This window comes from Flavobacterium sp. Arc3 (assembly GCF_041431375.1).
GTDB lineage: Bacteria > Bacteroidota > Bacteroidia > Flavobacteriales > Flavobacteriaceae > Flavobacterium.
Window position 1 is genome coordinate 56,092 of record NZ_JASMRI010000007.1, and the last position, 21,421, is coordinate 77,512.

General features: G+C 31.7%; 21 protein-coding genes and 1 tRNA gene. 11 read left to right on the top strand and 11 right to left on the bottom strand.

What is annotated here, in order from left to right; genetic code table 11:
- Nucleotides 1-5: 5 nt before the first annotated feature.
- The 5 genes from QO200_RS06590 to QO200_RS06610 form a co-directional block, all read right to left on the bottom strand.
- On the bottom strand, nt 6-1,310 hold the full coding sequence (locus QO200_RS06590; RefSeq protein ID WP_371537943.1) for an MATE family efflux transporter: 1,305 nt from the start codon (nt 1,308-1,310) through the stop codon (nt 6-8).
- An 83-nt stretch (nt 1,311-1,393) separates the two neighbouring features.
- Nucleotides 1,394-2,383, bottom strand: coding sequence for a hypothetical protein (locus QO200_RS06595; RefSeq protein ID WP_371537945.1), 990 nt, complete (start codon nt 2,381-2,383; stop codon nt 1,394-1,396).
- 9 nt (nt 2,384-2,392) lie between these two features.
- Nucleotides 2,393-4,072, bottom strand: coding sequence for a hypothetical protein (locus QO200_RS06600; protein ID WP_371537946.1), 1,680 nt, complete (start codon nt 4,070-4,072; stop codon nt 2,393-2,395).
- Between the two features lie 35 nt (nt 4,073-4,107).
- A complete protein-coding gene (locus QO200_RS06605) occupies nt 4,108-5,595 on the bottom strand; it encodes a GH3 auxin-responsive promoter family protein (RefSeq protein WP_371537948.1) in 1,488 nt (495 codons plus the stop codon).
- A 39-nt stretch (nt 5,596-5,634) separates the two neighbouring features.
- On the bottom strand, nt 5,635-6,147 hold the full coding sequence (locus tag QO200_RS06610) for a peptidase (protein ID WP_371537951.1): 513 nt from the start codon (nt 6,145-6,147) through the stop codon (nt 5,635-5,637).
- 213 nt (nt 6,148-6,360) lie between these two features.
- Here QO200_RS06610 and QO200_RS06615 point away from each other — a divergent pair, with 213 nt between their 5' ends.
- On the top strand, nt 6,361-6,543 hold the full coding sequence (locus QO200_RS06615) for a twin-arginine translocase TatA/TatE family subunit (RefSeq protein WP_371537953.1): 183 nt from the start codon (nt 6,361-6,363) through the stop codon (nt 6,541-6,543).
- Nucleotides 6,544-6,951: 408 nt separating this feature from the next.
- Nucleotides 6,952-7,467, top strand: a complete 516-nt coding sequence (locus tag QO200_RS06620) for a hypothetical protein (RefSeq protein ID WP_371537956.1) — start codon at nt 6,952-6,954, stop codon at nt 7,465-7,467.
- 128 nt (nt 7,468-7,595) lie between these two features.
- On the opposite strand, the gene QO200_RS06625 is transcribed toward QO200_RS06620, so the two are convergent.
- Nucleotides 7,596-9,719, bottom strand: coding sequence for a Tex family protein (locus QO200_RS06625; protein ID WP_371537959.1), 2,124 nt, complete (start codon nt 9,717-9,719; stop codon nt 7,596-7,598).
- A gap of 54 nt (nt 9,720-9,773) precedes the next feature.
- Here QO200_RS06625 and QO200_RS06630 point away from each other — a divergent pair, with 54 nt between their 5' ends.
- Nucleotides 9,774-10,058, top strand: a complete 285-nt coding sequence (locus tag QO200_RS06630; protein ID WP_371537963.1) for a DUF1294 domain-containing protein — start codon at nt 9,774-9,776, stop codon at nt 10,056-10,058.
- A gap of 155 nt (nt 10,059-10,213) precedes the next feature.
- On the opposite strand, the gene rpiB is transcribed toward QO200_RS06630, so the two are convergent.
- Entirely contained in the window at nt 10,214-10,645 is a 432-nt protein-coding gene (gene rpiB, locus QO200_RS06635) for a ribose 5-phosphate isomerase B (protein WP_371537966.1), read from the bottom strand.
- 695 nt (nt 10,646-11,340) lie between these two features.
- Entirely contained in the window at nt 11,341-11,580 is a 240-nt protein-coding gene (locus QO200_RS06640) for a hypothetical protein (protein WP_074721113.1), read from the bottom strand.
- Between the two features lie 118 nt (nt 11,581-11,698).
- Here QO200_RS06640 and rnr point away from each other — a divergent pair, with 118 nt between their 5' ends.
- From rnr to QO200_RS06655, 3 genes are read left to right on the top strand one after another with little or no spacing between them, the layout of a single operon-like run.
- Complete coding sequence (rnr, locus tag QO200_RS06645; protein WP_371537969.1) at nt 11,699-13,891, top strand: ribonuclease R; 2,193 nt, start codon at nt 11,699-11,701, stop codon at nt 13,889-13,891.
- A 5-nt stretch (nt 13,892-13,896) separates the two neighbouring features.
- Nucleotides 13,897-14,565, top strand: a complete 669-nt coding sequence (locus QO200_RS06650) for a head GIN domain-containing protein (protein WP_371537972.1) — start codon at nt 13,897-13,899, stop codon at nt 14,563-14,565.
- A gap of 19 nt (nt 14,566-14,584) precedes the next feature.
- Nucleotides 14,585-15,268 (top strand): LysE family translocator, encoded by a 684-nt coding sequence (locus QO200_RS06655; RefSeq protein ID WP_371537974.1) that lies wholly within the window; start codon nt 14,585-14,587, stop codon nt 15,266-15,268.
- A gap of 283 nt (nt 15,269-15,551) precedes the next feature.
- On the opposite strand, the gene QO200_RS06660 is transcribed toward QO200_RS06655, so the two are convergent.
- Nucleotides 15,552-15,622, bottom strand: a tRNA-Cys gene (locus QO200_RS06660).
- 128 nt (nt 15,623-15,750) lie between these two features.
- Nucleotides 15,751-16,110: a dihydroneopterin aldolase gene (gene folB / locus QO200_RS06665; RefSeq protein ID WP_371537977.1), complete on the bottom strand. Its 360-nt coding sequence runs from the start codon at nt 16,108-16,110 to the stop codon at nt 15,751-15,753.
- 146 nt (nt 16,111-16,256) lie between these two features.
- Between folB and QO200_RS06670 the strand changes: the two genes are divergently transcribed.
- The 4 genes from QO200_RS06670 to QO200_RS06685 all read left to right on the top strand — a co-directional run bounded on the left by QO200_RS06670 (nt 16,257) and on the right by QO200_RS06685 (nt 19,647).
- Complete coding sequence (locus QO200_RS06670; RefSeq protein ID WP_371537980.1) at nt 16,257-18,359, top strand: glutamine--tRNA ligase/YqeY domain fusion protein; 2,103 nt, start codon at nt 16,257-16,259, stop codon at nt 18,357-18,359.
- A 311-nt stretch (nt 18,360-18,670) separates the two neighbouring features.
- Entirely contained in the window at nt 18,671-19,000 is a 330-nt protein-coding gene (locus tag QO200_RS06675; protein ID WP_371537983.1) for a YtxH domain-containing protein, read from the top strand.
- 33 nt (nt 19,001-19,033) lie between these two features.
- Nucleotides 19,034-19,384, top strand: coding sequence for a phage holin family protein (locus QO200_RS06680; RefSeq protein ID WP_371537986.1), 351 nt, complete (start codon nt 19,034-19,036; stop codon nt 19,382-19,384).
- A gap of 8 nt (nt 19,385-19,392) precedes the next feature.
- Nucleotides 19,393-19,647, top strand: a complete 255-nt coding sequence (locus QO200_RS06685) for a DUF6327 family protein (RefSeq protein ID WP_371537989.1) — start codon at nt 19,393-19,395, stop codon at nt 19,645-19,647.
- Nucleotides 19,648-19,676: 29 nt separating this feature from the next.
- On the opposite strand, the gene QO200_RS06690 is transcribed toward QO200_RS06685, so the two are convergent.
- Entirely contained in the window at nt 19,677-20,669 is a 993-nt protein-coding gene (locus tag QO200_RS06690) for an SPFH domain-containing protein (protein ID WP_371537992.1), read from the bottom strand.
- Between the two features lie 77 nt (nt 20,670-20,746).
- On the opposite strand from QO200_RS06690, the gene QO200_RS06695 reads away from it, so the two are divergent.
- Entirely contained in the window at nt 20,747-21,388 is a 642-nt protein-coding gene (locus QO200_RS06695; RefSeq protein ID WP_371537996.1) for a PorT family protein, read from the top strand.
- Nucleotides 21,389-21,421: the final 33 nt, after the last annotated feature.

Below are 21,421 nucleotides of genomic sequence, written 5' to 3' on the forward strand. Positions count from 1 at the left end.
GATTTTTAATGAAATAGAACCACTACTTTATCTTTTTTATATATAATTATTGATGTAATTATATTCCAAAAAAGTAAACTCGCAACAAAAGCAATTGCTGCTCCTGTCATTGAATACATTGGGATTAATATAATATTTAGAAGTAAATTGAGTACTACTGCAAAAATCAAGACGACTTGGAAAATACTTTGTCGTCCCGTCATATTCAAATAAATCGCAGAAACTCCAAAAAAAGAAGCTAACAATTGTCCTAGCATTAATATCAAAAGCGCCTGTTTACCTTCTATATAGTTTTCTCCAAAGAAATATAAAATATCTTCAGAAAACAAACAAACGGTTATAACCACGGCCAATGTCAACATAACAATTATTCTAGCGCTTTCTTTCAATGTTTTTACTAATTCTGCCTGATTCTTTTCAGTATAAAGTTGTGCAATTTTTAAAGAAACAGAAATATACACGGAGTTATTAATCATGAACAAAACAGAAACCAACTTCATCACAATTGAATAATAAGCGACTGTTTCATCTCCTTTAAACTTTTTCAAAAACACCACGTCAAAGGTCATCATCAAGAAAATAGCTAAATTACTAATAGCCATAGGATATGATTTGTGGGCGATAAAAGAGTAGGTAAAACGATCAATTCCATTTGCTAATACTGATTCCTTTTTTTGCTTTTCGAACAGTCTAAAAACAATAATCGTCGTTATAATCGATAGCGCAACAAACCCGATCAAAAAAGTATCTACCAAATAGCTTTCCTCATGTATATAAAACAAGACGACAGCCCCAATAATAACGGAAACATACTTAAAGGTATTTCTAAACAATTCAGCAATATAAATTTTGTCTAATGCTCTAATTGTTTCTGTGTTAAATAAAGTTATGGAATAGAAAAACAAGGCGATAATGGCCTTAGCCATGAGTAAATAAGTACCTTTTTGGTTAAAAAAAACATTAATTCTATTTTGACCAATGATGAAAAATACAGTCAGTACCAGCATAGAAATTGCAAAAATCAATTTGACAATTTTTTTATAAATCGCCTCTAATTTTTCTGTTTCATTACTGCTTTTTAATATGCCAGTAAAATACAATATGGATTGATCTGTGCCCAGAACGCAAATACTGCTTAAAACCAATAAAACCATTCTTATAAAGTCAAATTGACCAATGATTTTTGGGTCGTAATTATGGGTTAAAAACAATGAAAAACCAAAAAGAGTGAGTACCCCTATGATTCTTAAAAACATAGTTGTAAAGCTCTGTAAAACAATTGGATTTTTTTTTATTTTATTGAAACCCATATTGATTTTTTTCAAAATTTCAGGAAATTGTATTTGTTGAATTAATTAAATGCCTATTTGATTCTGCCTTATTTTAAAAGAAATTATATCAATTGTGCCTTTTTCATTTGACTTTTATAATACTTTAAAAATAAGTGTATAAAAATAAATGAAAGCAAAAACAAAATTGGCAAAACCAGTTTTAATTTACCATTGATTGACTTGCTGTTTTCAATATTTAATGTGGTACTATTGTCCTTTATAATTTTGTTTAATCCAACTAATTGTACTCTATGAACTCCCTGTTCATTAATCAACATTTCTTTGGTTTTAATAACATCATTTAGCTGGGTATTTTCATTATAATAAACCAGTTTATCACTTTTTTGATTGCTATTTACCCTATTAGAAAAACCATTCAAAACACCATCAATTTGTGCAATAATAGTGTCATTTTGATTCATTTTTACTTGAATATTACGCACCGTCTCTTTTTGTACCTTTTCATAGTAATCCGTTTGGTTCAAAAAATTTAAGATAGGCTGCACGGTTTCTGAATCATTTGTTCTTTTATTGGTTTTAAAGGTAATGGTATGTAAGGTATAATTCTTACTTGTCAAATTATCTTCAAGGATTTTATTAATGTCACCAGCCTCCGCCATCAACTTGATTAATTCAAAATTTTCTGATTTATTTTCAATGAACTTATAAACATCATTTATTGGATTCACCTCAATTTTCACTATTTCTTTAGGCTTCCTTATCCCAACAACCTCTTTAAGAAAAACACTGTCTCCCTCGCGGATTTTAGATTGAATCAAATCAATCTTAGAATATAAATAATCGGTGCTTCCAAAATTTGGTGTTGCTATAATTCGATGATCATAGATTTTCTGTGTTTTATCTAAAAACATTCCCAAACTAAATCCAACGATCAACAAAATGGCAATCACAACAGCATTTTTTACAAAAAACCGAATACAATTGAAAATAAATGTATTAATTCCTTGAAAAAAGCTTTTTATCTTTTTAGATATTTGTGTTAAATCAATTTCTTGATCGTTAGTATTATGTTGGGGTAAGTTTACACTCATATTATAATTCTATTTTACGTTGAAAATTTGTTCCAATATTTTAATGGTAATCAAATAAGTAGGTTTTACTCCTGTTGTTCCAAGTCCACCTGAAGCTAATGTACTTCCTGTTTCTAATGGATTATCTGAAGCATAATAAGCATATCTTACTTTTACATCTTGTGGTACACTTTTTCTGATTTTTGAAGCAGATTGAATGGCTTTTTGATAATAAGAACCTTCCATTTCCAGACCTATTACTCCCCAAGTAGATTCATGGAAAAATTTTAATAAATCTCTATTTTGAAGCGAAGTTCCTAGTACAGTAACCATCGGCCCTGCAAAAACAGCAATATCATTTCCTTCAAACATTTCAGCGGTTAATTCATTTTCGAAAAAATAGTTATCAGCTGTCCCTTCATTGATATGTGCATTTGGAATCATAATATCTCCTTTTCCACCTTCAAGAATACCCGCTTTTCCCATTATGGAAACGGATTCCACATTAAGCAAAGTGTCTTTTTTAAACGGTTTCAACAACTCATCAACCGTTTCGTAAGCTTGTTCCCCAAAAGCATAATCCATTACAATTAAAACTGGTTTTTTATCTCCTAGTTTCGCTGTAGGAAATGAAGAGTGCGCCCAATTAATTTTGGCAGTATCAAAAATTTGCACATCAATATTAGTTCCAGATGTATCCGGAATCGAAATCATACCATGTTTTAAGGCTACTTCCTCTACTTTGTTTCTAACTTCATTCGCACCAGATTTGCTTAATTCTTCATAAATAAAGAAATCAGATTTATCTTTAAACTGCGTTTTTAAAACGGTTGTGGCAAAAATAGAATTCATCACAGAGTGCATATTCGCGCTTATAACATGAATAGGACGGTCTAAAAGTCCCTGCTCTTTTAATACTTCCTTGATATTAGTAGCCCAAATTTCACCATGAATATGATGTCCTAGTCGCTCTCTTAAAATAGGACTAAAAGTGATAGTTCTTTTTTTGTTGTCGATAATTTCTTCAATCGCTAGCTTCCCTAACCAGTAAATAACATGTAAAAAACGATCTGGTGCAGTTATTGAACCAAAGGCATCATATATGTCCAATACTTCTTCAAAGGTTCTCCCAAGAATATTAGCTGTATGTGAGATTGCTTTCTCTTTTTCTACAAGAGATAATTTCTTATTTTGCGAAACCGCATATTGCAATTTCATCCAATCGCGTGAAACTTCGCCGGCATCGTCCAATAAAACTCGATTTCTGATCTTATGGGATTCGATAAAAATAAAAGTCAAATGGGTTAAAATATCATAAATATCTGAACGACCACGAGTGATTTCCACATTCATTTGCTCCTCATCAATTCGATAACAATTTCTTTTTCTTTTAGGGGGAATAATTGCTTGGAAATGCGATTTAGAATATCCTTCTGCAGAGGTAAGGTTTATAAATCGACATTCCTCAATTCCCAAAGGAAGTCGTTCAATAACATACAAAAGGCCGTTTAATTCCACTTTCTCTTCTGCAATATTTCCATATATTTCAGGACGCAATGCTAATAAAGCTTCACGTAAAGTGTCTCCAGAAATTCCCATTGGTTTATAGAATCCCCTGTTAAACAAATGACGCATTGTAATGTACATTTTCTCTATGGCAGCAGATGATTCTTGTGCTCTTGAACGTGATATATTTTTAGTTTCTTTCATTTTTTTATTAGTATTGGTATCCAAATGTAATCCTTTTATGCCTTGCTTAGTAAGTCCGCAATGTTTCTGTTATCAGAAAGTCTCGGGATCTTATTTTGTCCCCCCAGTTTCCCAATAGATTTCATATAGTCTTGAAATCCATTTTTAGTCACTTTTGTTATAACTACTTTTTGCAAGATGTTTCCGATAATTAAATCGTCATAGTACATATTTTGTTTTCGCATGGCATTATCAATCGCTTCCGCAAAAGCAACGAGGTCATCTGGTTCGTTTTCAAATTCAATAAACCATTCGTGATAAGGCAATCCGCTGACAGGTGTGATTTGTGGAGCAACTGTAAACTCATTCACTCGGGCAGATGTTCCTTCCACTGCTTCCTGTAAAGCACTTTCTACCTCCTTAGCAATAACATGTTCTCCAAAGGCAGAGATATAATGTTTAATTCTTCCCGAAACGATAATTCGATACGGTTTTAATGACGTAAACTGTACTGTATCCCCAATATTATACCCCCAAAGTCCAGCGTTAGTTGAGATGATCAAAACATAATTGACCCCCAATTCGACTTCTCCAATGGTATAGCGTCTTGGTTTATCAGAATAAAATTCGTCGCTCTTTACAAATTCGTAAAAAATTCCCGCATTCAGCAACAGCAGCATTCCCTTTTCTTTCTGAGAATCCTGGTAGGCAAAAAAGCCTTCCGATGCCGGAAACAATTCAATAGAGTCTACTTTTCTACCTATTAAATTTTCGAACTTGGCTCTGTAAGGTTCATAGTTGACTCCCCCGTAAATGAACAAATTAAAGTTCTTAAAAATTTCTCCTATATTCTTTCCTCCTTTTTGATGCAATCTTTCGAAATACATTTGCACCCAAGATGGAATTCCTGAAATTACAGTCATATTTTCGTTGATGGTTTCATCAACAATAGCGTCAATTTTAGTTTCCCAATCTTCAATGCAATTGGTTTCCCAAGAAGGCATTCTGTTTTTTTGTAAATATTTTGGAATGAAATGGGCTACAATTCCTGATAATCGTCCAAATTGTATTCCGTGTTTTTCTTCCAAAACCGGGCTTCCTTGTAGGAAAATCATTTTCCCATCGACAAAATCAGCTTTTCCCGTTTCATGTATATAATGTAAAATGGCATTTCTAGCCGCTTCAATATGATAAGGCATGGATTCCTTTGTAAGCGGAATGTATTTTGCTCCAGAAGTGGTTCCTGATGTTTTGGCAAAATAAAGTGGTTTTCCTTTCCAAAGAATATTTTCTTTACCTTTTACTACTTTTTCCACATAGGATTTTAAATCCTCGTAATCTCGAATTGGAACTTGTTTTGCAAAATCTTCAAAGGTCTTTATTTGGTCAAAATGATGATCGATTCCAAATTCTGTCTTTTTTGCTTCTTTAATTAATGATTTGAAAACAGCTTGTTGGCTCCCAACGGGATTGCTGGCCCAAGCTTGGGTTTTCTTGTATATATTTTTGGCAAATAGTTTTGCTGCGGCTGATTTTACTGACATAGTTTTTTTTGGTTTTGCCTCGAAGGCAGGAAGTCTATATTATTTTGAGTTTTTACTACCACCCTTCGGAGTCGCTGGTTGGCGTTTCTTCTCTTCTTTTTCTACTTCTTTTCTGAGTTCCAATTCTTCTTCTGATGCCGATAATTTTAGTTGTGGCACTACTTCTGCGCTAGACGCAAGAATGGAATCCTTATTGAATTTTGCATAATCTAATTCTCCGTTAAGTACTTTTTGAATGGATTGAATATAGGCTTCATTTTCCTTCAGTGCGGTGGTTAATGAATCTGATTTTAAGGCTAATTCAGTCGCGTCTCTTTTTAATTTTGAAGAAGAATACCCCGGAATAAATTCTCTTAAGGGGGTAAAAGCTATTATAAAAGTAGTGACTAAAATCAAAAAAATGGCACCAATAGTGGCCACAACAAAAACATTCATTAAGTTTAATTTTAAAGAAAATATCTCTTCAAAAGTATCCTCATTCAAAATAACCAAACGGTTTTTAGTGAATAATTTACGGTGAAGTTTTTTCCTTTTCAATCTTTTTCCTGACATACTTTTTCTTTATGTTACAAATATAATAATTAATGTCAACGAAAGTACTTTGGTCACTTACTTCGACTTAAATCATACCAATGAATTAATTTTAATACATTTTTAACCTTAACTTAATTAAATAATAGTTAAATTGGATTCTTATTAAGTTATTCTATTTACCTTTGTAGCTACATTTATTAAAAATTTGCTTCGGCAATAAAATATTCAATCATGGGAAGATTTGGTGTTACAGAAATCCTAGTTATATTAGCAGTTGTTTTATTACTTTTTGGAGGTAAAAAAATTCCAGAATTAATGAAAGGATTAGGAAGCGGAATTAAAGAATTTAAAAATGCCGCTAAAGAAGAGCATTCAACTGATAAAAAAGAAGACAGCAAAGAAGAAACTAAATAAGAAATATCTTTTCTTATTTGAATCCCAAACTCTAATGTATTATTAGAATTTGGGATTTTTTATGTTTAAGAATAATGTAGTTTTCTTCCTGTTTTTAAAAATTTAAACTAGGAGTCATTGTTGGTTACACTACCACCAATTTGCGTTGGCTAAATTGTAGCTATTTTTTTTGAGAGAAAACTATCAGTATCCCTAAATTAGTTGCTTTTCATTTACCCCTTTCTATTAAATAATACAGACTATCTTTTCAGGAATACGATACTCAATTATTACAAATACCTAAAATATACAGTAGGTAACCCAATAGTATTTCTTAAAGTTTTCTTAGTTATATAAAGACATAATCTAGATTGTCTACTTTTATCGCCAAAAAAAATTAAAAAATCATTACAAACAATTGAAATAAAAATGGCGAAAAAAAACAAACTGAGTAATAACATGCGTATCATTCACCGTTATTTAGGATTTTTCCTTGCGGGGATTATGGCTGTATATTCGATAAGTGGTATCTTATTAATTTTTAGAGAAACTTCGTTTTTAAAACAAGAAAAGAATATTGTTAAAACTATAGCAACCAATTTAAGTGGAGAAGATATAGGGAAAGCATTACATCTTAGAAAATTTAAATCAGAGCGTGAAGAAGGTGATGTCATTTTCTTTAAAGAGGGAACATATAATAAAAAAACCGGAGTAACCGACTATACAACTACTAGTCAGCCTCTAATAATCGAAAAAATGAATCATTTGCATAAAGCAAAAACAGGCGAACCACTATTCTTTTTGAATGTGTTTTTTGGTTTATCCTTGCTTTTCTTTGTTATTTCTACATTTTGGATGTTTTTACCTAAAACAACTATATTTAAAAAAGGAATGTACTTTACTGCAGCAGGAATCGTATTAACACTTTTAATGCTCTTTTTGTAAGCTGAAATAATATCTCCTCATACTCAAATAAAAAACCATCTTTAAAAAAAGATGGTTTTTTTATGGAAATTCTAGTCTTCGTTGTTTATTGCCTTTCGGCAAATGATACTGTCGAATTTGCGTATTGCTTAAAGTATCATCGTCAACTGAATTCTCTTTCTATCTTCATCTACCTCCGTAACTTTTACCTCTACATGTTGGTGTAACTTCACCACTTCGTTTACATCACTTACAAAGCCTGCTTTGAGCTGCGAGATGTGAACTAAGCCGCTTTCTTTGACTCCAATATCAACAAAACAACCAAAATTGGTGATGTTATTCACAATTCCTGGTAATATCATTCCGGATTTTACATCTTTTATCGTTTTTACATTTGGGTCAAATTCAAATACTTTGGCTGATTTTCTTGGGTCTAATCCTGGTTTTTCAAGCTCTTTGATAATATCTTTCAAGGTTAACAATCCAATTTCTGGAGTGATATAATTCTCCGGTTTTATTAAGGCCGTTTTTTCCTTGTTGGCAATTAAATCATTGACTGTCAATTTTAAATCTTTGGCCATTTTCTCCACAATTCCGTACGCTTCTGGATGAACAGCTGAATTATCCAACGGATTTTTAGCATTCGAAATTCGGATAAAAGCAACCCCTTGTTGATATGCTTTTTCTCCCAAACGAGGCACTTTTTTCAATTGTTTTCTATTTTCAAAAGGCCCATTTTCTGAGCGGTAGTTCACAATATTTTCCGCCAGCTTCTCTCCTATTCCACTTACATAACTTAATAAATGTTTACTAGCCGTGTTGATGTTTATCCCCACCGAATTCACGCACCGAATTACCGTATTGTCTAATTCTTCTTTTAATTTGCTTTGATCCACATCATGTTGGTATTGACCGACTCCAATCGCTTTCGGGTCAATTTTAACCAACTCTGCCAACGGGTCTGAAAGTCGTCTCCCGATAGAAACCGAACCACGTACGGTTACATCGTAATTTGGAAATTCTTCACGGGCAATTTTTGAAGCCGAATATACCGAAGCTCCTGCCTCAGAAACGATGAAAACTTGTACCGGTTTATCAAAAGCTATTTTCTTGATGAAAAATTCAGTTTCGCGGGAAGCAGTTCCGTTTCCTATGGAAATAGCGTCGATTTTATAGGAATTCACCATCGATTTTATTTTTTTCATTGCCATGGCCGTTTCGTTCTGTGGTGCATGCGGATAAATATTCTCGTTGTACAATAAATCTCCTTTTTCATCTAAACAAACCACTTTACAACCGCTTCTAAATCCCGGATCGATGGCCAAAATACGTTTTTCACCTAATGGTGGCGCCAGCAACAATTGCCCTAAATTATTTGCAAATACCTGAATCGAATTGGCATCAGCCTTGGCTTTTGCTTCTTGCAAAGCTTCATTTGAAATAGCTGGATTCAACAATCGTTTGTAACTGTCTTCAATAGCAAGTTGCACATGAGAAGTTGTTTTATTTTGCCCTTTTAAAACTAATGCATCAATAATATCATAGGCTTCATCGACATCCACTTCGACTTTAAACTTGATAAACCCTTCGTTTTCGGCGCGCAACATGGCCATTAAGCGGTGTGAAGGTGCTTTGGTCAATGGCTCTGACCAATCAAAATATTGGTTGAATTTTTGGGCTACTTCGTCGTCTTTTTTAGTTTTTACCACCTTAGTTGTTATCGTTGCTTTACGTTCGTACAAACGTCGCAATTGCTTTCTAACATAAATATTCTCATTAATCCATTCGGCTACAATATCACGTGCTCCTTGCAATGCTGCGTCTTCGTTGATAACATTATCGTTTAAATATTTTGTCGAAATAAAATCGACATCATCATTATTTTGAGCCATGATGATTTTAGCCAAAGGTTCTAGTCCGTTTTCACGAGCAACATCAGCCTTGGTTTTTTTCTTCTTTTTATAAGGCAAGTAGAAATCTTCTAGTTCTTGTAAATCAAAACTTTTGTCGATTTTAGCAAACAACCCTTCGTTCATAGCTCCTTGTTCCGTAATAGCTTTTAAAATGGCTTCTTTGCGTTTCACAATGACTTCATACTCTTTTTGAAGTTTGGCTATGTTTTCAATTTGAACTTCGTCAAGATTTCCTGTAGTATCTTTTCTATATCTAGAAATAAACGGAATCGTACAATCTTCTTGTAATAATTGCACGGTTTTTTGAATGTTAATTGCTGCTGTAGCAACTACTTTTGATATGAATTGTATGTTAGTCATTTTAGTTTTTTTCGAACAGCTAAAATAATATCTTTGAAACTTAAATTGAGTTAAATGATTATTTTATTCTACCTATTTCTTATTTTAAATGTAATTGCTTTTATAGTAATCGCGTACGATAAATATTTAGCGAAAGTCCATAAAAGAAGAATCTCCGAAAAAATGCTTTTGAGCTTTGTAGCTTTTGGAGGTACTATAGGAAGCGGAATTGCTATGTTGTTTTTTAGACATAAAACGGCTAAAAGAAGCTATTTATTAAAGTTTTGGACTATTGTCATAATACAAGCTATAATCCTTTGCGGGTGGTTTTATTTGAACGGAAAAAATCAAAATAGTTAGACCTTGTAATCTCATAAAAACTAGCGATAGGAAATCAATTACTGGAAACGATAAGAATTTTAGGTTGTAAATTTTGTTCTAAAAAAAAGCCTATTCATTTAAAAATAAATAGGCTAGATATAATTATTTGGTGTGAAGCACCTCGATTTCAAAAATTAGCAACAAGCAATTTTATCGACTCTAGTTTTGTGTCTTCCACCTTCAAATGCAGTATTCAAAAAAGTATCTACCATCTCTACTGCTTGTGGAATAGATGTATATCGAGCTGGAATACTAATAATATTAGCATCATTGTGTTGACGTGCTAAAACCGCTATCTCTTTCATCCAACATAAAGCAGCACGTACTTTAGCATGTTTGTTAGCGCTCATGGCAATTCCATTACCGCTTCCGCAAATAACAATTCCAAAATCAACTTTTCCTTCAGCTACATCTTTTGCAACAGCGTGCCCAAAATCAGGATAATCTACACTATCAGTTGAATCCGTTCCATAATTTGTTACCTCGTATCCTTTTGCTTTAAGCATGTCAACAATGGCTTTTTTATATTCTGGACCAGCATGGTCATTTCCAATTGCGATTTTCATTTTATTTCTATTAAGTTGTGTCGTGCAAATTTACCAAAACAATTTTGTATTATTAAAGTATGGAATTCTTTATTTGTTAAAAAAGAAAAGTGGATTTTAGCTTCGGTTGTTTACTGTATTGTAATGTACAGATTACTAGATAGTTTAGTAGTTATCAACAATTGCGATTATTACATAAAACCTTGATAATCAACAAATAATTTGAATAAATTTTGTTAAAAATAGCCATTGTTAATAGCAAAACGCAATTGCTTGATATTCAGTTAACTTTAAATTAACATTGATTGTTGATAACTTGAGATAGAATATTAGAACTATTTTTCTGTAGTATTAAAAAAATAAGTAATCAAAAACCCACATTAGAAATCCTAATTTACTTTGGTTAATTTTTAGAATAGTTATCACTATTAAAAAGTACTTTATTAACAAAAATTTTAAAAATACTTATTTACAAATTCAAATGATTTTAGTTTATCAACCGTTGTTAATTAAAATCTAAAAACTCTTTAAAACTAACTATTTAAGTAACTATAGCATTGTTAATAACTCAGAATAAAGTTCTACAACTTGGTTTCAATACTTTTTTTAAGATATTTATAGCCACTATTAACAAGCTATAATACCCATTAATAAATAATTTAAATTAATTTTTTTTTTTGTTGTATTATATATGTGTTGACAACTTCAAAGAAAAATTAAACTATTTTTAAATTGTTATCGTACTTCATTTCTTGTAAAATTGCTTTTACGCTTGCAAAGTCATTAGGATGAATTTTAAGTTTGATTCCTCCAAGAGCAGTTGAGTACATTGGAACAATTGATGACATTAATTCATTCTGAAAATAATACTGTAAACCTTCCTGATCTAATCGATGCTTTAGAATTTCTATTTCATGGATGTAATCAAAAATAGCGATGGTTATAAATGCTTCCATTTTTATTGTTTTCATAAAGATACAACTATTCTGTAAAGTTATATTTTCTTTAAAACTGCCTCTTTTTCTTCATAACTGCGTAACTATTTCGTAATTTTCGACTTTTAAGAAAAGATTTATGAGTAAAAGAATAAGAAAGCCGGTAAAGAAAGAGAAAGATTTCTCTGAACAAATTATAAAAATATTATCGCAAAGTGCTAATAAAGCATTCAATTATAAACAAATAGGAGCAAAGCTAGAGCTTGACGATACACAAAGTAGAAACCAAATAATAAAAGATTTAAAGATACTTGCAAGTCAAAATAAAATTATTGAATCAGAACCTGGAAAATATTTAATAAAAGCAGAAAGCAAAGAGTATTACGAAGGTAAGATTGACATGACCGGTAGAAAAACAGCCTATTTTGTTTGTGCTGAATTAGAGGAGGATGTATTTATTCCAACCAATAATTTAAACCATGCCTTAGATAAAGATATTGTAAAAGTATATGTTTATAACCGAAGAAAAGGTAAAAGACCTGAGGGTGAAGTTATTGAGGTAATAGAAAGATATAAAACTGACTTTGTAGGGGTAATTGATATTCAGAAGAATTTTTCTTTTGTTTCTACAGCCAATCCAAAAATGTATACGGATATTTTTATTCCAAAAGACAAAATTGGAGAGGCAGAGCAAGGAGATGTGGTATTAGTTCATATCGAAGACTGGCCTTCAAGAGCAGACAGTCCTTTTGGAGCGGTTATTAAAGTATTAGGAAAACCAGGAGAACACGATACTGAGATTCACGCTATTTTAGCTGAATACGGTTTACCATCTGAGTTTCCAATTGAAGTAGAAACCTTTGCCCAAAAAATTGATACATCGATAACTGAAAGTGAAATCGCTAATCGTAGAGATATGCGTGATACTTTGACTTTTACGATTGATCCAAAAGATGCTAAAGATTTTGATGATGCCTTATCATTCAAAAAATTAGAAAATGGAAATTACGAAATAGGAATTCACATTGCTGATGTTTCCTATTATCTTGAAGAAGGAACTATTCTTGATGATGAAGCTTATCAACGAGCTACCTCTGTTTATTTAGTGGATAGGGTAGTACCTATGTTGCCAGAGGTTTTATCTAATTTTGCTTGTTCATTGCGTCCAAATGAAGAAAAATATACTTTCTCGGCTGTTTTTGAAATAACAGATAAATGTGAAGTAGTAGATCAATGGTTTGGAAGAACAGTAATTTATTCTGATCAGCGTTTTGCTTATGAAGAAGCACAATATATCATAGAAACTAAAGACAATACAATACCAGAAGAAATTTCGATAACTGGAAGTTCTTATGTTGTTTCTGATGAAATTGTTGCTGCTACTTTAAAAATGGATGAATTAGCTAAGATTTTTAGAAGAAAAAGAATGAATGATGGAGCAATTTCTTTTGATAAAGTAGAAGTAAAATTCAACTTAAATGAAGAAGGAGAACCAGAAGGAGTTTATTTTAAAGTATCAAAAGACGCAAATCATTTGATTGAAGAATTTATGCTTTTGGCTAATAAAAAAGTAGCTGAGTTTATTGGTAAACAAAAGAAAACATTTATTTATAGAATTCACGATGAGCCTAATGCAGATAAATTAATTGCATTACAAACGGTGATCGCAAAATTTGGTTATAAAATAGATTTAAGAAGTAAAGATGATATTTCAAAATCATTGAATAGTTTATTAAGTGAAGTTGTAGGAACTAAAGAACAGAATTTAGTAGATACTTTGACCATTAGAACGATGAGTAAAGCAAAATATTCTACTGATAACATAGGTCATTACGGATTAGCATTTGATTATTATTCTCATTTTACATCACCGATACGTCGTTATCCTGACGTTATGGTACACCGTTTGCTACAGCATTATTTAGATGGTGGAAAGTCCGTGGATGAAGAAATCTATGAAGCTAAATGTTTACATTCTTCCACTATGGAAGGATTAGCAACTAGTGCAGAGAGAGATTCTATCAAATACATGCAGGTTAAATACATGCAGGATCATAAAGATCAAGAATTTTTGGGAGTTATTTCTGGTGTTACTGAATGGGGAATTTTTGTAGAAATCATTGAAAATAAATGTGAAGGGATGGTTCGAATTCGAGACATAAAAGATGATTATTATTCTTTTGATGAGAAACAATATGCACTCGTGGGAGCAAGTTCACACAAGTTATTGCAATTAGGTGACGAAATTTACGTTAAAGTTAAAAATGCGGATCTTGTTAAAAAACAACTTGATTTTAATTTTTTAAGAAGAATTGAAGAACCAATAAAATAAAAAAAATGAAAAAATTATTGATTATAACATTTGTTATTGTTACCCAAATGAGTTTTGGTCAGGTAACGAAAAGCTTAGGTGATTTTAGCGATATCAAAGTATTTGATAAACTGAAAGTTATACTAATTTCATCTTCAGAAAATCGAGCAGTAATTACTGGAAATAGGGAAGGTGAAGTGGAATTTGTTAATAGAAACGGTGAGTTGAAAATAAGAATGCCATTTCCTAAATTATTATCTGGAGATGATATTACGATTAAATTGTATTTTAAAGATATAGAATCAATATCAGCCAGCGAAGGTTCTTATGTTGCAAGTGACGATAAATTTAAAGCTACGATCATGGATTTAAATGCTCGTGAAGGGGCAGAGATCAATATCGATATCGATGTCCAAAAAGTAAATGTAAAAGCGGTAACAGGTGGAATCATTGAATTGTCTGGTAAAGCGTTAAATCAGGACGTTGTGTTGATGTCAGGTGGTGTTTTGAATTCAAAGGATTTACATACCTCACAAACGACTACAAGCGTTTCTGCGGGGGGAACTGCCGAAATATATGCTACTACCCTTGTTGACGCAAAAGTTAGAGCAGGAGGCTCTATTTACATTTATGGAAGTCCAAAACAAATCAATAAAGAAACATTGTTTGGTGGAACCATCGTAGAGAAAAAATAATCTATAGTTATAAATTTTAATGATAAACGATATTTTATCCGGAATTCCTTGGGGAGTTTTCTTAAGTTTTATGATAGGTCCGGTATTTTTTATTTTACTTGAAACAAGTATTATAAAAGGTTTTAGGGCTGCAATAGTTTTTGATTTAGGTGTTATTTTAGGTGATATCGTATTTATAGGTATTGCATACTTGGGTAGTTATAGGTTAATTCAATCTTTAAAAGACAAACCGGCTCTCTTTATCTTTGGAGGGATGCTGATGTTAGCCTATGGTATAATTTCTTTTGTGAGTTTACGAAAAGAAAAAAAGATAGACACTAAACAAATTGATAATGAAATCATAAAAAGAGACTATTTTAGTCTTTTTATTAAGGGATTTTTCTTGAACATTATTAATATTGGAGTGCTGGGATTTTGGTTAGCAATAATCATTTCGGTAGGACCAAAATTAGATATGCAAACCTCGAGAATGTTTACTTTTTTTAGTGCAGTAATTATTACTTATTTATTAGTTGATTGTGTTAAAATACTTTTAGCTAAACAGTTAAAAACAAAAATGACTCCAACAAATATCTTAAAAATTAAAAAAGGAATAAGTATTGTTCTAATGGTTTTTGGATTGGTTTTGATAACACAAGGTTGGTTTCCAAAAGAAAAAGAAATGGTAAAAAATGCATTTCAGAAAATAGAGAAAGAAAATTAAATTTTTTACTTTATATCTTAAAACCGCTCTAGTTGAGCGGTTTTTTTTATGTTCAATTTTTTAAACATAAACTTGATATGAAGGTAATATCTAAAATTTTTGTTATTAATTGAGTAGTTCTAGTAAGGCTATATGAAGTGCTTTTGTGAGTTTAGGATAAAAAAAACCTGCAAGTTTCTTTGAAGGTTTTAGTTTCATCATTCGGATTCGAACCTTTGCTTTATATCATTTTTTCTAAAAATTAAACATAAAAAAAACCTTCAAATTTCTTTGAAGGTTTTAGAGGCATCGTGCGGATTCGAACCGCAGTAGGAGCTTTTGCAGAGCCCAGCCTAGCCACTCGGCCACGACGCCATTTGTTGAATGGATGGCAAAAGTACTTAAAAAGTTTAGAGTTTAAAAGTTTAAAGTTTAAAAGTTTTAAAAAATATTTACTTTATCCTTTTTAAAGTACTTTTAAATTTACTCTATTGCCAAAGTGTTTAGCTTCTGTATTTTTCTAGTTCAACAGTAACCGCTTCGACATCACCACCAATAGGAGGGTTTAATTTAGAAACAGCCAAGAGTATTCTTGATATTTCTGGAATTTCTCCAAAAACACGAGTAATTATTCTTTGTGCTACATGTTCTAGTAAATGAGAGCGAATTTCCATTTCTTCGACTACAATAGTATTTAATAATACATAATCAACGGTATCCTTCAAGTCGTCCGACTGGCAAGATTTTCGTAAGTCGGTTTTTATTTCAAGGTCAATCGAGTAGTCGGAACCAATTTTTCCTTCTTCGATCAGGCAACCATGATAGGAGTAGGTGCGTATATTTTTTAATTTAATAGTCCCCATTTTGAGTATCGTCTTTAATTAGTTTGTTTAATTTTTTATAAAAGTACGAATTATTTGAATTTTATTGGCTTAAAAAGAAATAACCAAATCCTGCATTCGCTATTTAACCAACAATTTTGGTAACTTTGCTTCTTTAATAAAACATTATGTCTACAGAAGAAAAATCACTTCATTTTATAGAACAGATTATAGAAGAAAGCTTAAGTAACGGTTTTCCAAAGGATGAACTACGTTTTCGTTTTCCGCCGGAACCAAACGGTTATTTACATATTGGTCACGCTAAATCAATTTGTCTGAATTTTGGTTTAGGATTAAAGTACAATGCCCCAGTTAATCTTCGTTTTGACGATACGAATCCAGCTAAAGAAGAGCAGGAATATGTTGATGCCATCAAAGAAGATTTATTATGGTTGGGATTTAATTGGACTGAAGAACGCTATTCTTCAGATTACTTTCAGCAGCTGTACGATTGGGCGGTTGAAATGATTAAAAATAACAAAGCTTATGTAGATAGTCAATCTTCTGAGGATATGGCTATTCAAAAAGGAACACCTACTCAACCTGGAGTGGATGGTCCTTATAGAAATCGTTCTGTAGCTGATAATTTGGCTTTATTTGAAGCAATGAAAAATGGAGATTACCCAGAAGGGAGCCATGTTTTACGTGCTAAAATTGACATGTCATCAAAAAATATGTTGATGCGGGATCCTTTAATGTACCGTGTTTTACACCGTCATCATCATAGAACAGGAAATGATTGGAAAATTTATCCGATGTATGATTTCGCTCATGGCGAAAGTGATTATGTGGAGCAAGTTTCGCATTCGATCTGTACGCTTGAGTTTGTGATGCATCGTGAGTTATACGATTGGTTTTTGGACCAAATTTGTGATAAAGATAAAGTAAGACCACATCAATATGAATTTGCTCGTTTGAACCTTAATTATACGGTTATGAGCAAGCGAAAGTTGTTGCAATTAGTGCAGGAAAAAATTGTTAATGGATGGGATGATCCTAGAATGCCAACTATTTCTGGATTAAGAAGAAGAGGGTACACTCCTGCTTCTATTCGTAAGTTTTGTGATATCATTGGTGTTGCAAAGCGTGAGAATGTGATTGACGTATCGCTCTTGGAATTTTGCCTAAGGGAAGATTTAAATAAAACAGCACCTAGAGTAATGGCAGTTTTAGATCCAGTAAAATTGGTAATTACTAATTATCCTGAAGATAAAGAAGAGTCATTAGACGCTGAAAATAATCAAGAAGATGATGCTGCAGGTTTTAGAAAATTGCCTTTCTCTCGAGAATTATATATAGAAAGAGAAGATTTTCTAGAAGTGGCTCCAGCTAAATTTTTCCGTTTAAGTATAGGAAATGAAGTGCGTCTTAAAAATGCGTATATCATTAAAGGAGAAAGTGTTGTAAAAGACAGTGAAGGTACTATTACCGAAATTCATGTTACTTATGATGAAGACAGCCGAAGCGGTAGTGGGAGTGAAGCTTCACAACGAAAGGTGGCAGGAACTTTGCATTGGGTTTCTATAAAACATGCCATTGAAGCTGAAGTCCGTTTATACGATCGTTTGTTTATTGATGAAGCACCAGACAGTCATAAGGAAAAGAACTTTTTAGAATTTATGAATTCTAATTCGCTTGAAATAGTGAAAGGTTTTGTGGAGCCAAGCTTAGCTTCCAGTATAGCTGGAGATAAATTTCAGTTCCAACGTTTGGGTTATTTCAATACAGATAAAGACAGTGCCGAAGGTAAACTGATTTTTAATAAAACGGTTGGTCTAAAAGATGCTTGGGAAGAGAAAGGAAAAAAGGAAGCTAATTTATTGATGAATACTCAAAAAGAAATCAATAAATATGTTAAGGAAAAAGACGCTTCGAATGGTGATTTGATTTTGGAAAATATCGTTGCTAATATACAAAGTATTGATAATTTCAGCCTCATCAATCAGACAGTTGCTAAAAATGTTAAAAATGACAATAACTCTTTATTGTTTGCTAATTTAATTTTACTGCATTCTGATAAAGTGCAACCAAAAGATATTGAAAAAGAGGTTCTGACTAAATTATACACGATGTCTTTAAAAAGTCAATTGGCCGCTGTAAGAATTTTAGCAATTCAGAATTTAAAATCGGATGTTGATAATTTTAATGAATTTCAAAATCAACTTTCGGAATTAGACAGTACAGAGAAAAATGAAAAAGTTATAGATGTATTAAAAGATTTAAAGCTGTAAGTTCATTTTTTTTGGAATAATAGATATTATCAATTAATAGCACCTTTTTTAAGGTGCTATTTTTATTATTGTAAAAATCTATCAGTTTTATTTATATAATTGATTTTTTATATTAGAAATGACTTTCACAGCGAGTGATTAAGCTATTTTTAATTCTTATATATTCAAGAGTATAACTTATATAGTTTTCTTTCAATAGTAAGCTTTATTTAAGTTTTTCCCCTTTTCGGAATCACTTTTAGTTATTGTTAACATCACACTGTTAATAAAATTTGTATCTTTATAATATTATTAATCAAATACTAAAAATTATGTCAAAGAATACTGGAAATACGATTTTAGCAATTTTAACTGGTGCAGCTATTGGAGCTGGTGTTGGAATTTTATTTGCTCCGGATAAAGGTTCAAGAACAAGAGTAAAAATTAAAGACGGTTACAAAGATGCTCAAAAAGATTTACAAAAAAAGTATGAAGAACTTTCTGAGGAGGTAAAAACAAAATTATCAACTAAGAAATTTGATTTTGAGGGTAGCTATGATGATTTGCTTTCAAGTATGAGTCATAAAACGGGAGATGTAATTACTTTTCTCGAAAGTAAATTAGCAGAATTGAAAGATAAAAACGCAAAACTTCAAAAATAATTACGAAGCTTTAAATTTGAAAATACATAATATATGGCATTTGAAGAAATAAAAGAAAATGTTGAGGAAATTCAAGACCAAGCGGAAGCTTATATAGAAAGTAATCTAGCCTATTATAAGTTACGAACTTTTAAAATTGCGATGAAATCAGCTACTACGATTTTAAAGTTTTCTTTGATATTGTTATGTTTTGGTATGGTTTTATTATTTCTTTCTTTAGCCCTTGCATTTGCTCTTGGAAATTATTTAGATAGTTTTCCTTTTGGATTTTTAATTGTTGGAGTGATTTATCTTCTTGCTACGGGGCTTTTATTTTTAGTTAGAGACAAGATAGTGGAAGGACCTCTATTAGAGAAATTTTCAGAAATATTTTTTAACGACTAAACTAAACTATGGGAACTATAAAATATTCATCGTACGCTCAAATTGACAGAGAACTAGAGATTTTAAAGATTGAAAAAGAAATCAGTTATCAAAAAATTGTTTTTAGATACTATAAAACAAAGGAAAGCATTGCACCAAAGCATTTACTAAACAATTTGTTAGGCTCCATTAAGACAAGTTTTAGTGGCTCTTATGGGACCATATTAAATGTTGCGGTACCATTAATCATTAATTGGATAATAAATAAAAAAAGAGGCCGCTAAGCCTCTTTTTTGTTATACCAATAAAAACGTTATTCCTCTGTTTCTTCGTCTTCATCATTTTCCTCTTTATCTTTAATGGGAATGATAGTAGGTTCAGTTTTTGCTTTCGCTTTTCTATTTCCTTTTTTCATTGATTCACCTACCATATTACTAGCAGTGAAACTAGCTACCATGTTGTTTAACATGTCGCTACCTGCTTGTGGTGAATTAGGTAGTAAGATTAAATTAGAATTGGTATCAGCACCTATTGCTTGTAAAGTATCGTAATGTTGTGTAACCACAATCAATGCAGAAGCTTCTTGTGAGTTTATTCCAACTCTATTTAGCACATCTACACTTTCTACTAATCCTCTAGCAATCTCTCTTCTCTGATCTGCAATACCTTGTCCTTGTAGACGTTTGCTTTCCGCTTCTGCCTTGGCTTTGGCTACAATTCTAATTCTTGACGCTTCTGCCTCAAATTCAGCGACAGTTTTCTCTCTATCTGCGGCATTAATTCTATTCATAGCATTTTTTACTTGAATATCTGGATCAATATCAGTTACTAAGGTATTGATAATAGTATATCCATAAGTAGTCATCGCTTCATTTAATTCGCTTTTTACAGCTATGGCGATATCATCTTTTCTTTCAAAAACATCATCTAGTTTTAATTTAGGCACTTCGGCACGAACCACATCAAAGACATAAGAAGTAATTTGGTCATGTGCATATTCTAATTTGTAAAAGGCATCATAAACCGTTTCTTTAATTACCATAAATTGAACCGAAACTTTAAGTTTTACAAAAACGTTATCTTTAGTTTTAGTCTCGATAATTACATCTAGTTGTTGGATTTTAAGATTTACCCTTCCCGCAACTCTGTCAATTAGTGGAATTTTTAGTTGCAGTCCTGATTGTCTGACACTATGAAATCTGCCGAATCGTTCTATGATAACAGAAGTTTGCTGCTTTACCGTAAAGAAAGAAGACAGTAGAATAAATAATCCAATAACAAGAAGGATAATTAAGGTAATGTTCATAAGATTTATAATTTAGGTTAAAAATGACTGTTAAATTACAAAAAAACTTTAGGTTTGTGAACCTTTAATTCAAGAATATGAAAAAGCTATATTTCACATCCGTTCTATTTTTAGTAGGATGCACGATTTTTGCACAATATGGCTATAGGGATTCTAATAGGATAGGAATCACGTTCGGGGTTAATCATTTTGCTTTAAATACAGATAATTTTCAAACAAAGGCTGATTTAGGTTGGAACGCTAGCCTATCTATGAGAGGAAATTTTTATAATAACTGGGATATGGTTTATGCGCTAGAGTTTAGTGAGAATAATTTTTCAGTGGCTACTAGTAAACTCAATGTTCAAGATGTAGATGTCAATTATAAACTGGCTTCTGCTCAAATATCATTACAGTTGAGTTATATTATTGTAGAAAATCATTTAAGTGTGGAATTTGGTCCAATTGTCCAAGTGAACGGAAAATTTAAACTTGATTTTGAAGATGAGAATAATACAATTAAAGGTACCGCTCTGTTAGCAAAGGATATTGTTGATATTTCTAAATTCAATTTTTATCCCGCTGTTGGTATTACAGCTGGAGTACGTCATTTTAGGTTTAATATGTCGTATCAGTATGGAATCAATAACATGCTTGAAAATTTGAACTCTAAGGGTATTGGAGTCAATTTTAAGGGAAATCCCGGAATATTCAGTGGAAAAATAATCTTATATTTATAAAAAAAGCCTCCGTTAATATGGAGGCTTTTAGTT

Excerpts from the sequence above, each read along its gene's own strand:
- QO200_RS06655 (WP_371537974.1), top strand. The coding sequence starts at position 14,585 with ATGATAAACGATATTTTATCCGGAATTCCTTGGGGAGTTTTCTTAAGT.
- QO200_RS06695 (WP_371537996.1), top strand. The coding sequence starts at position 20,747 with ATGAAAAAGCTATATTTCACATCCGTTCTATTTTTAGTAGGATGCACG.
- QO200_RS06625 (WP_371537959.1), bottom strand. The coding sequence starts at position 9,719 with ATGACTAACATACAATTCATATCAAAAGTAGTTGCTACAGCAGCAATT.
- QO200_RS06620 (WP_371537956.1), top strand. The coding sequence starts at position 6,952 with ATGGCGAAAAAAAACAAACTGAGTAATAACATGCGTATCATTCACCGT.
- QO200_RS06640 (WP_074721113.1), bottom strand. The coding sequence starts at position 11,580 with ATGGAAGCATTTATAACCATCGCTATTTTTGATTACATCCATGAAATA.
- QO200_RS06590 (WP_371537943.1), bottom strand. The coding sequence starts at position 1,310 with ATGGGTTTCAATAAAATAAAAAAAAATCCAATTGTTTTACAGAGCTTT.
- QO200_RS06690 (WP_371537992.1), bottom strand. The coding sequence starts at position 20,669 with ATGAACATTACCTTAATTATCCTTCTTGTTATTGGATTATTTATTCTA.
- QO200_RS06670 (WP_371537980.1), top strand. The coding sequence starts at position 16,257 with ATGTCTACAGAAGAAAAATCACTTCATTTTATAGAACAGATTATAGAA.
- QO200_RS06610 (WP_371537951.1), bottom strand. The coding sequence starts at position 6,147 with ATGTCAGGAAAAAGATTGAAAAGGAAAAAACTTCACCGTAAATTATTC.
- rnr (WP_371537969.1), top strand. The coding sequence starts at position 11,699 with ATGAGTAAAAGAATAAGAAAGCCGGTAAAGAAAGAGAAAGATTTCTCT.
- folB (WP_371537977.1), bottom strand. The coding sequence starts at position 16,110 with ATGGGGACTATTAAATTAAAAAATATACGCACCTACTCCTATCATGGT.
- QO200_RS06675 (WP_371537983.1), top strand. The coding sequence starts at position 18,671 with ATGTCAAAGAATACTGGAAATACGATTTTAGCAATTTTAACTGGTGCA.
- QO200_RS06630 (WP_371537963.1), top strand. The coding sequence starts at position 9,774 with ATGATTATTTTATTCTACCTATTTCTTATTTTAAATGTAATTGCTTTT.
- QO200_RS06605 (WP_371537948.1), bottom strand. The coding sequence starts at position 5,595 with ATGTCAGTAAAATCAGCCGCAGCAAAACTATTTGCCAAAAATATATAC.
- QO200_RS06600 (WP_371537946.1), bottom strand. The coding sequence starts at position 4,072 with ATGAAAGAAACTAAAAATATATCACGTTCAAGAGCACAAGAATCATCT.
- QO200_RS06650 (WP_371537972.1), top strand. The coding sequence starts at position 13,897 with ATGAAAAAATTATTGATTATAACATTTGTTATTGTTACCCAAATGAGT.
- QO200_RS06595 (WP_371537945.1), bottom strand. The coding sequence starts at position 2,383 with ATGAGTGTAAACTTACCCCAACATAATACTAACGATCAAGAAATTGAT.
- QO200_RS06615 (WP_371537953.1), top strand. The coding sequence starts at position 6,361 with ATGGGAAGATTTGGTGTTACAGAAATCCTAGTTATATTAGCAGTTGTT.
- QO200_RS06685 (WP_371537989.1), top strand. The coding sequence starts at position 19,393 with ATGGGAACTATAAAATATTCATCGTACGCTCAAATTGACAGAGAACTA.
- rpiB (WP_371537966.1), bottom strand. The coding sequence starts at position 10,645 with ATGAAAATCGCAATTGGAAATGACCATGCTGGTCCAGAATATAAAAAA.
- QO200_RS06680 (WP_371537986.1), top strand. The coding sequence starts at position 19,034 with ATGGCATTTGAAGAAATAAAAGAAAATGTTGAGGAAATTCAAGACCAA.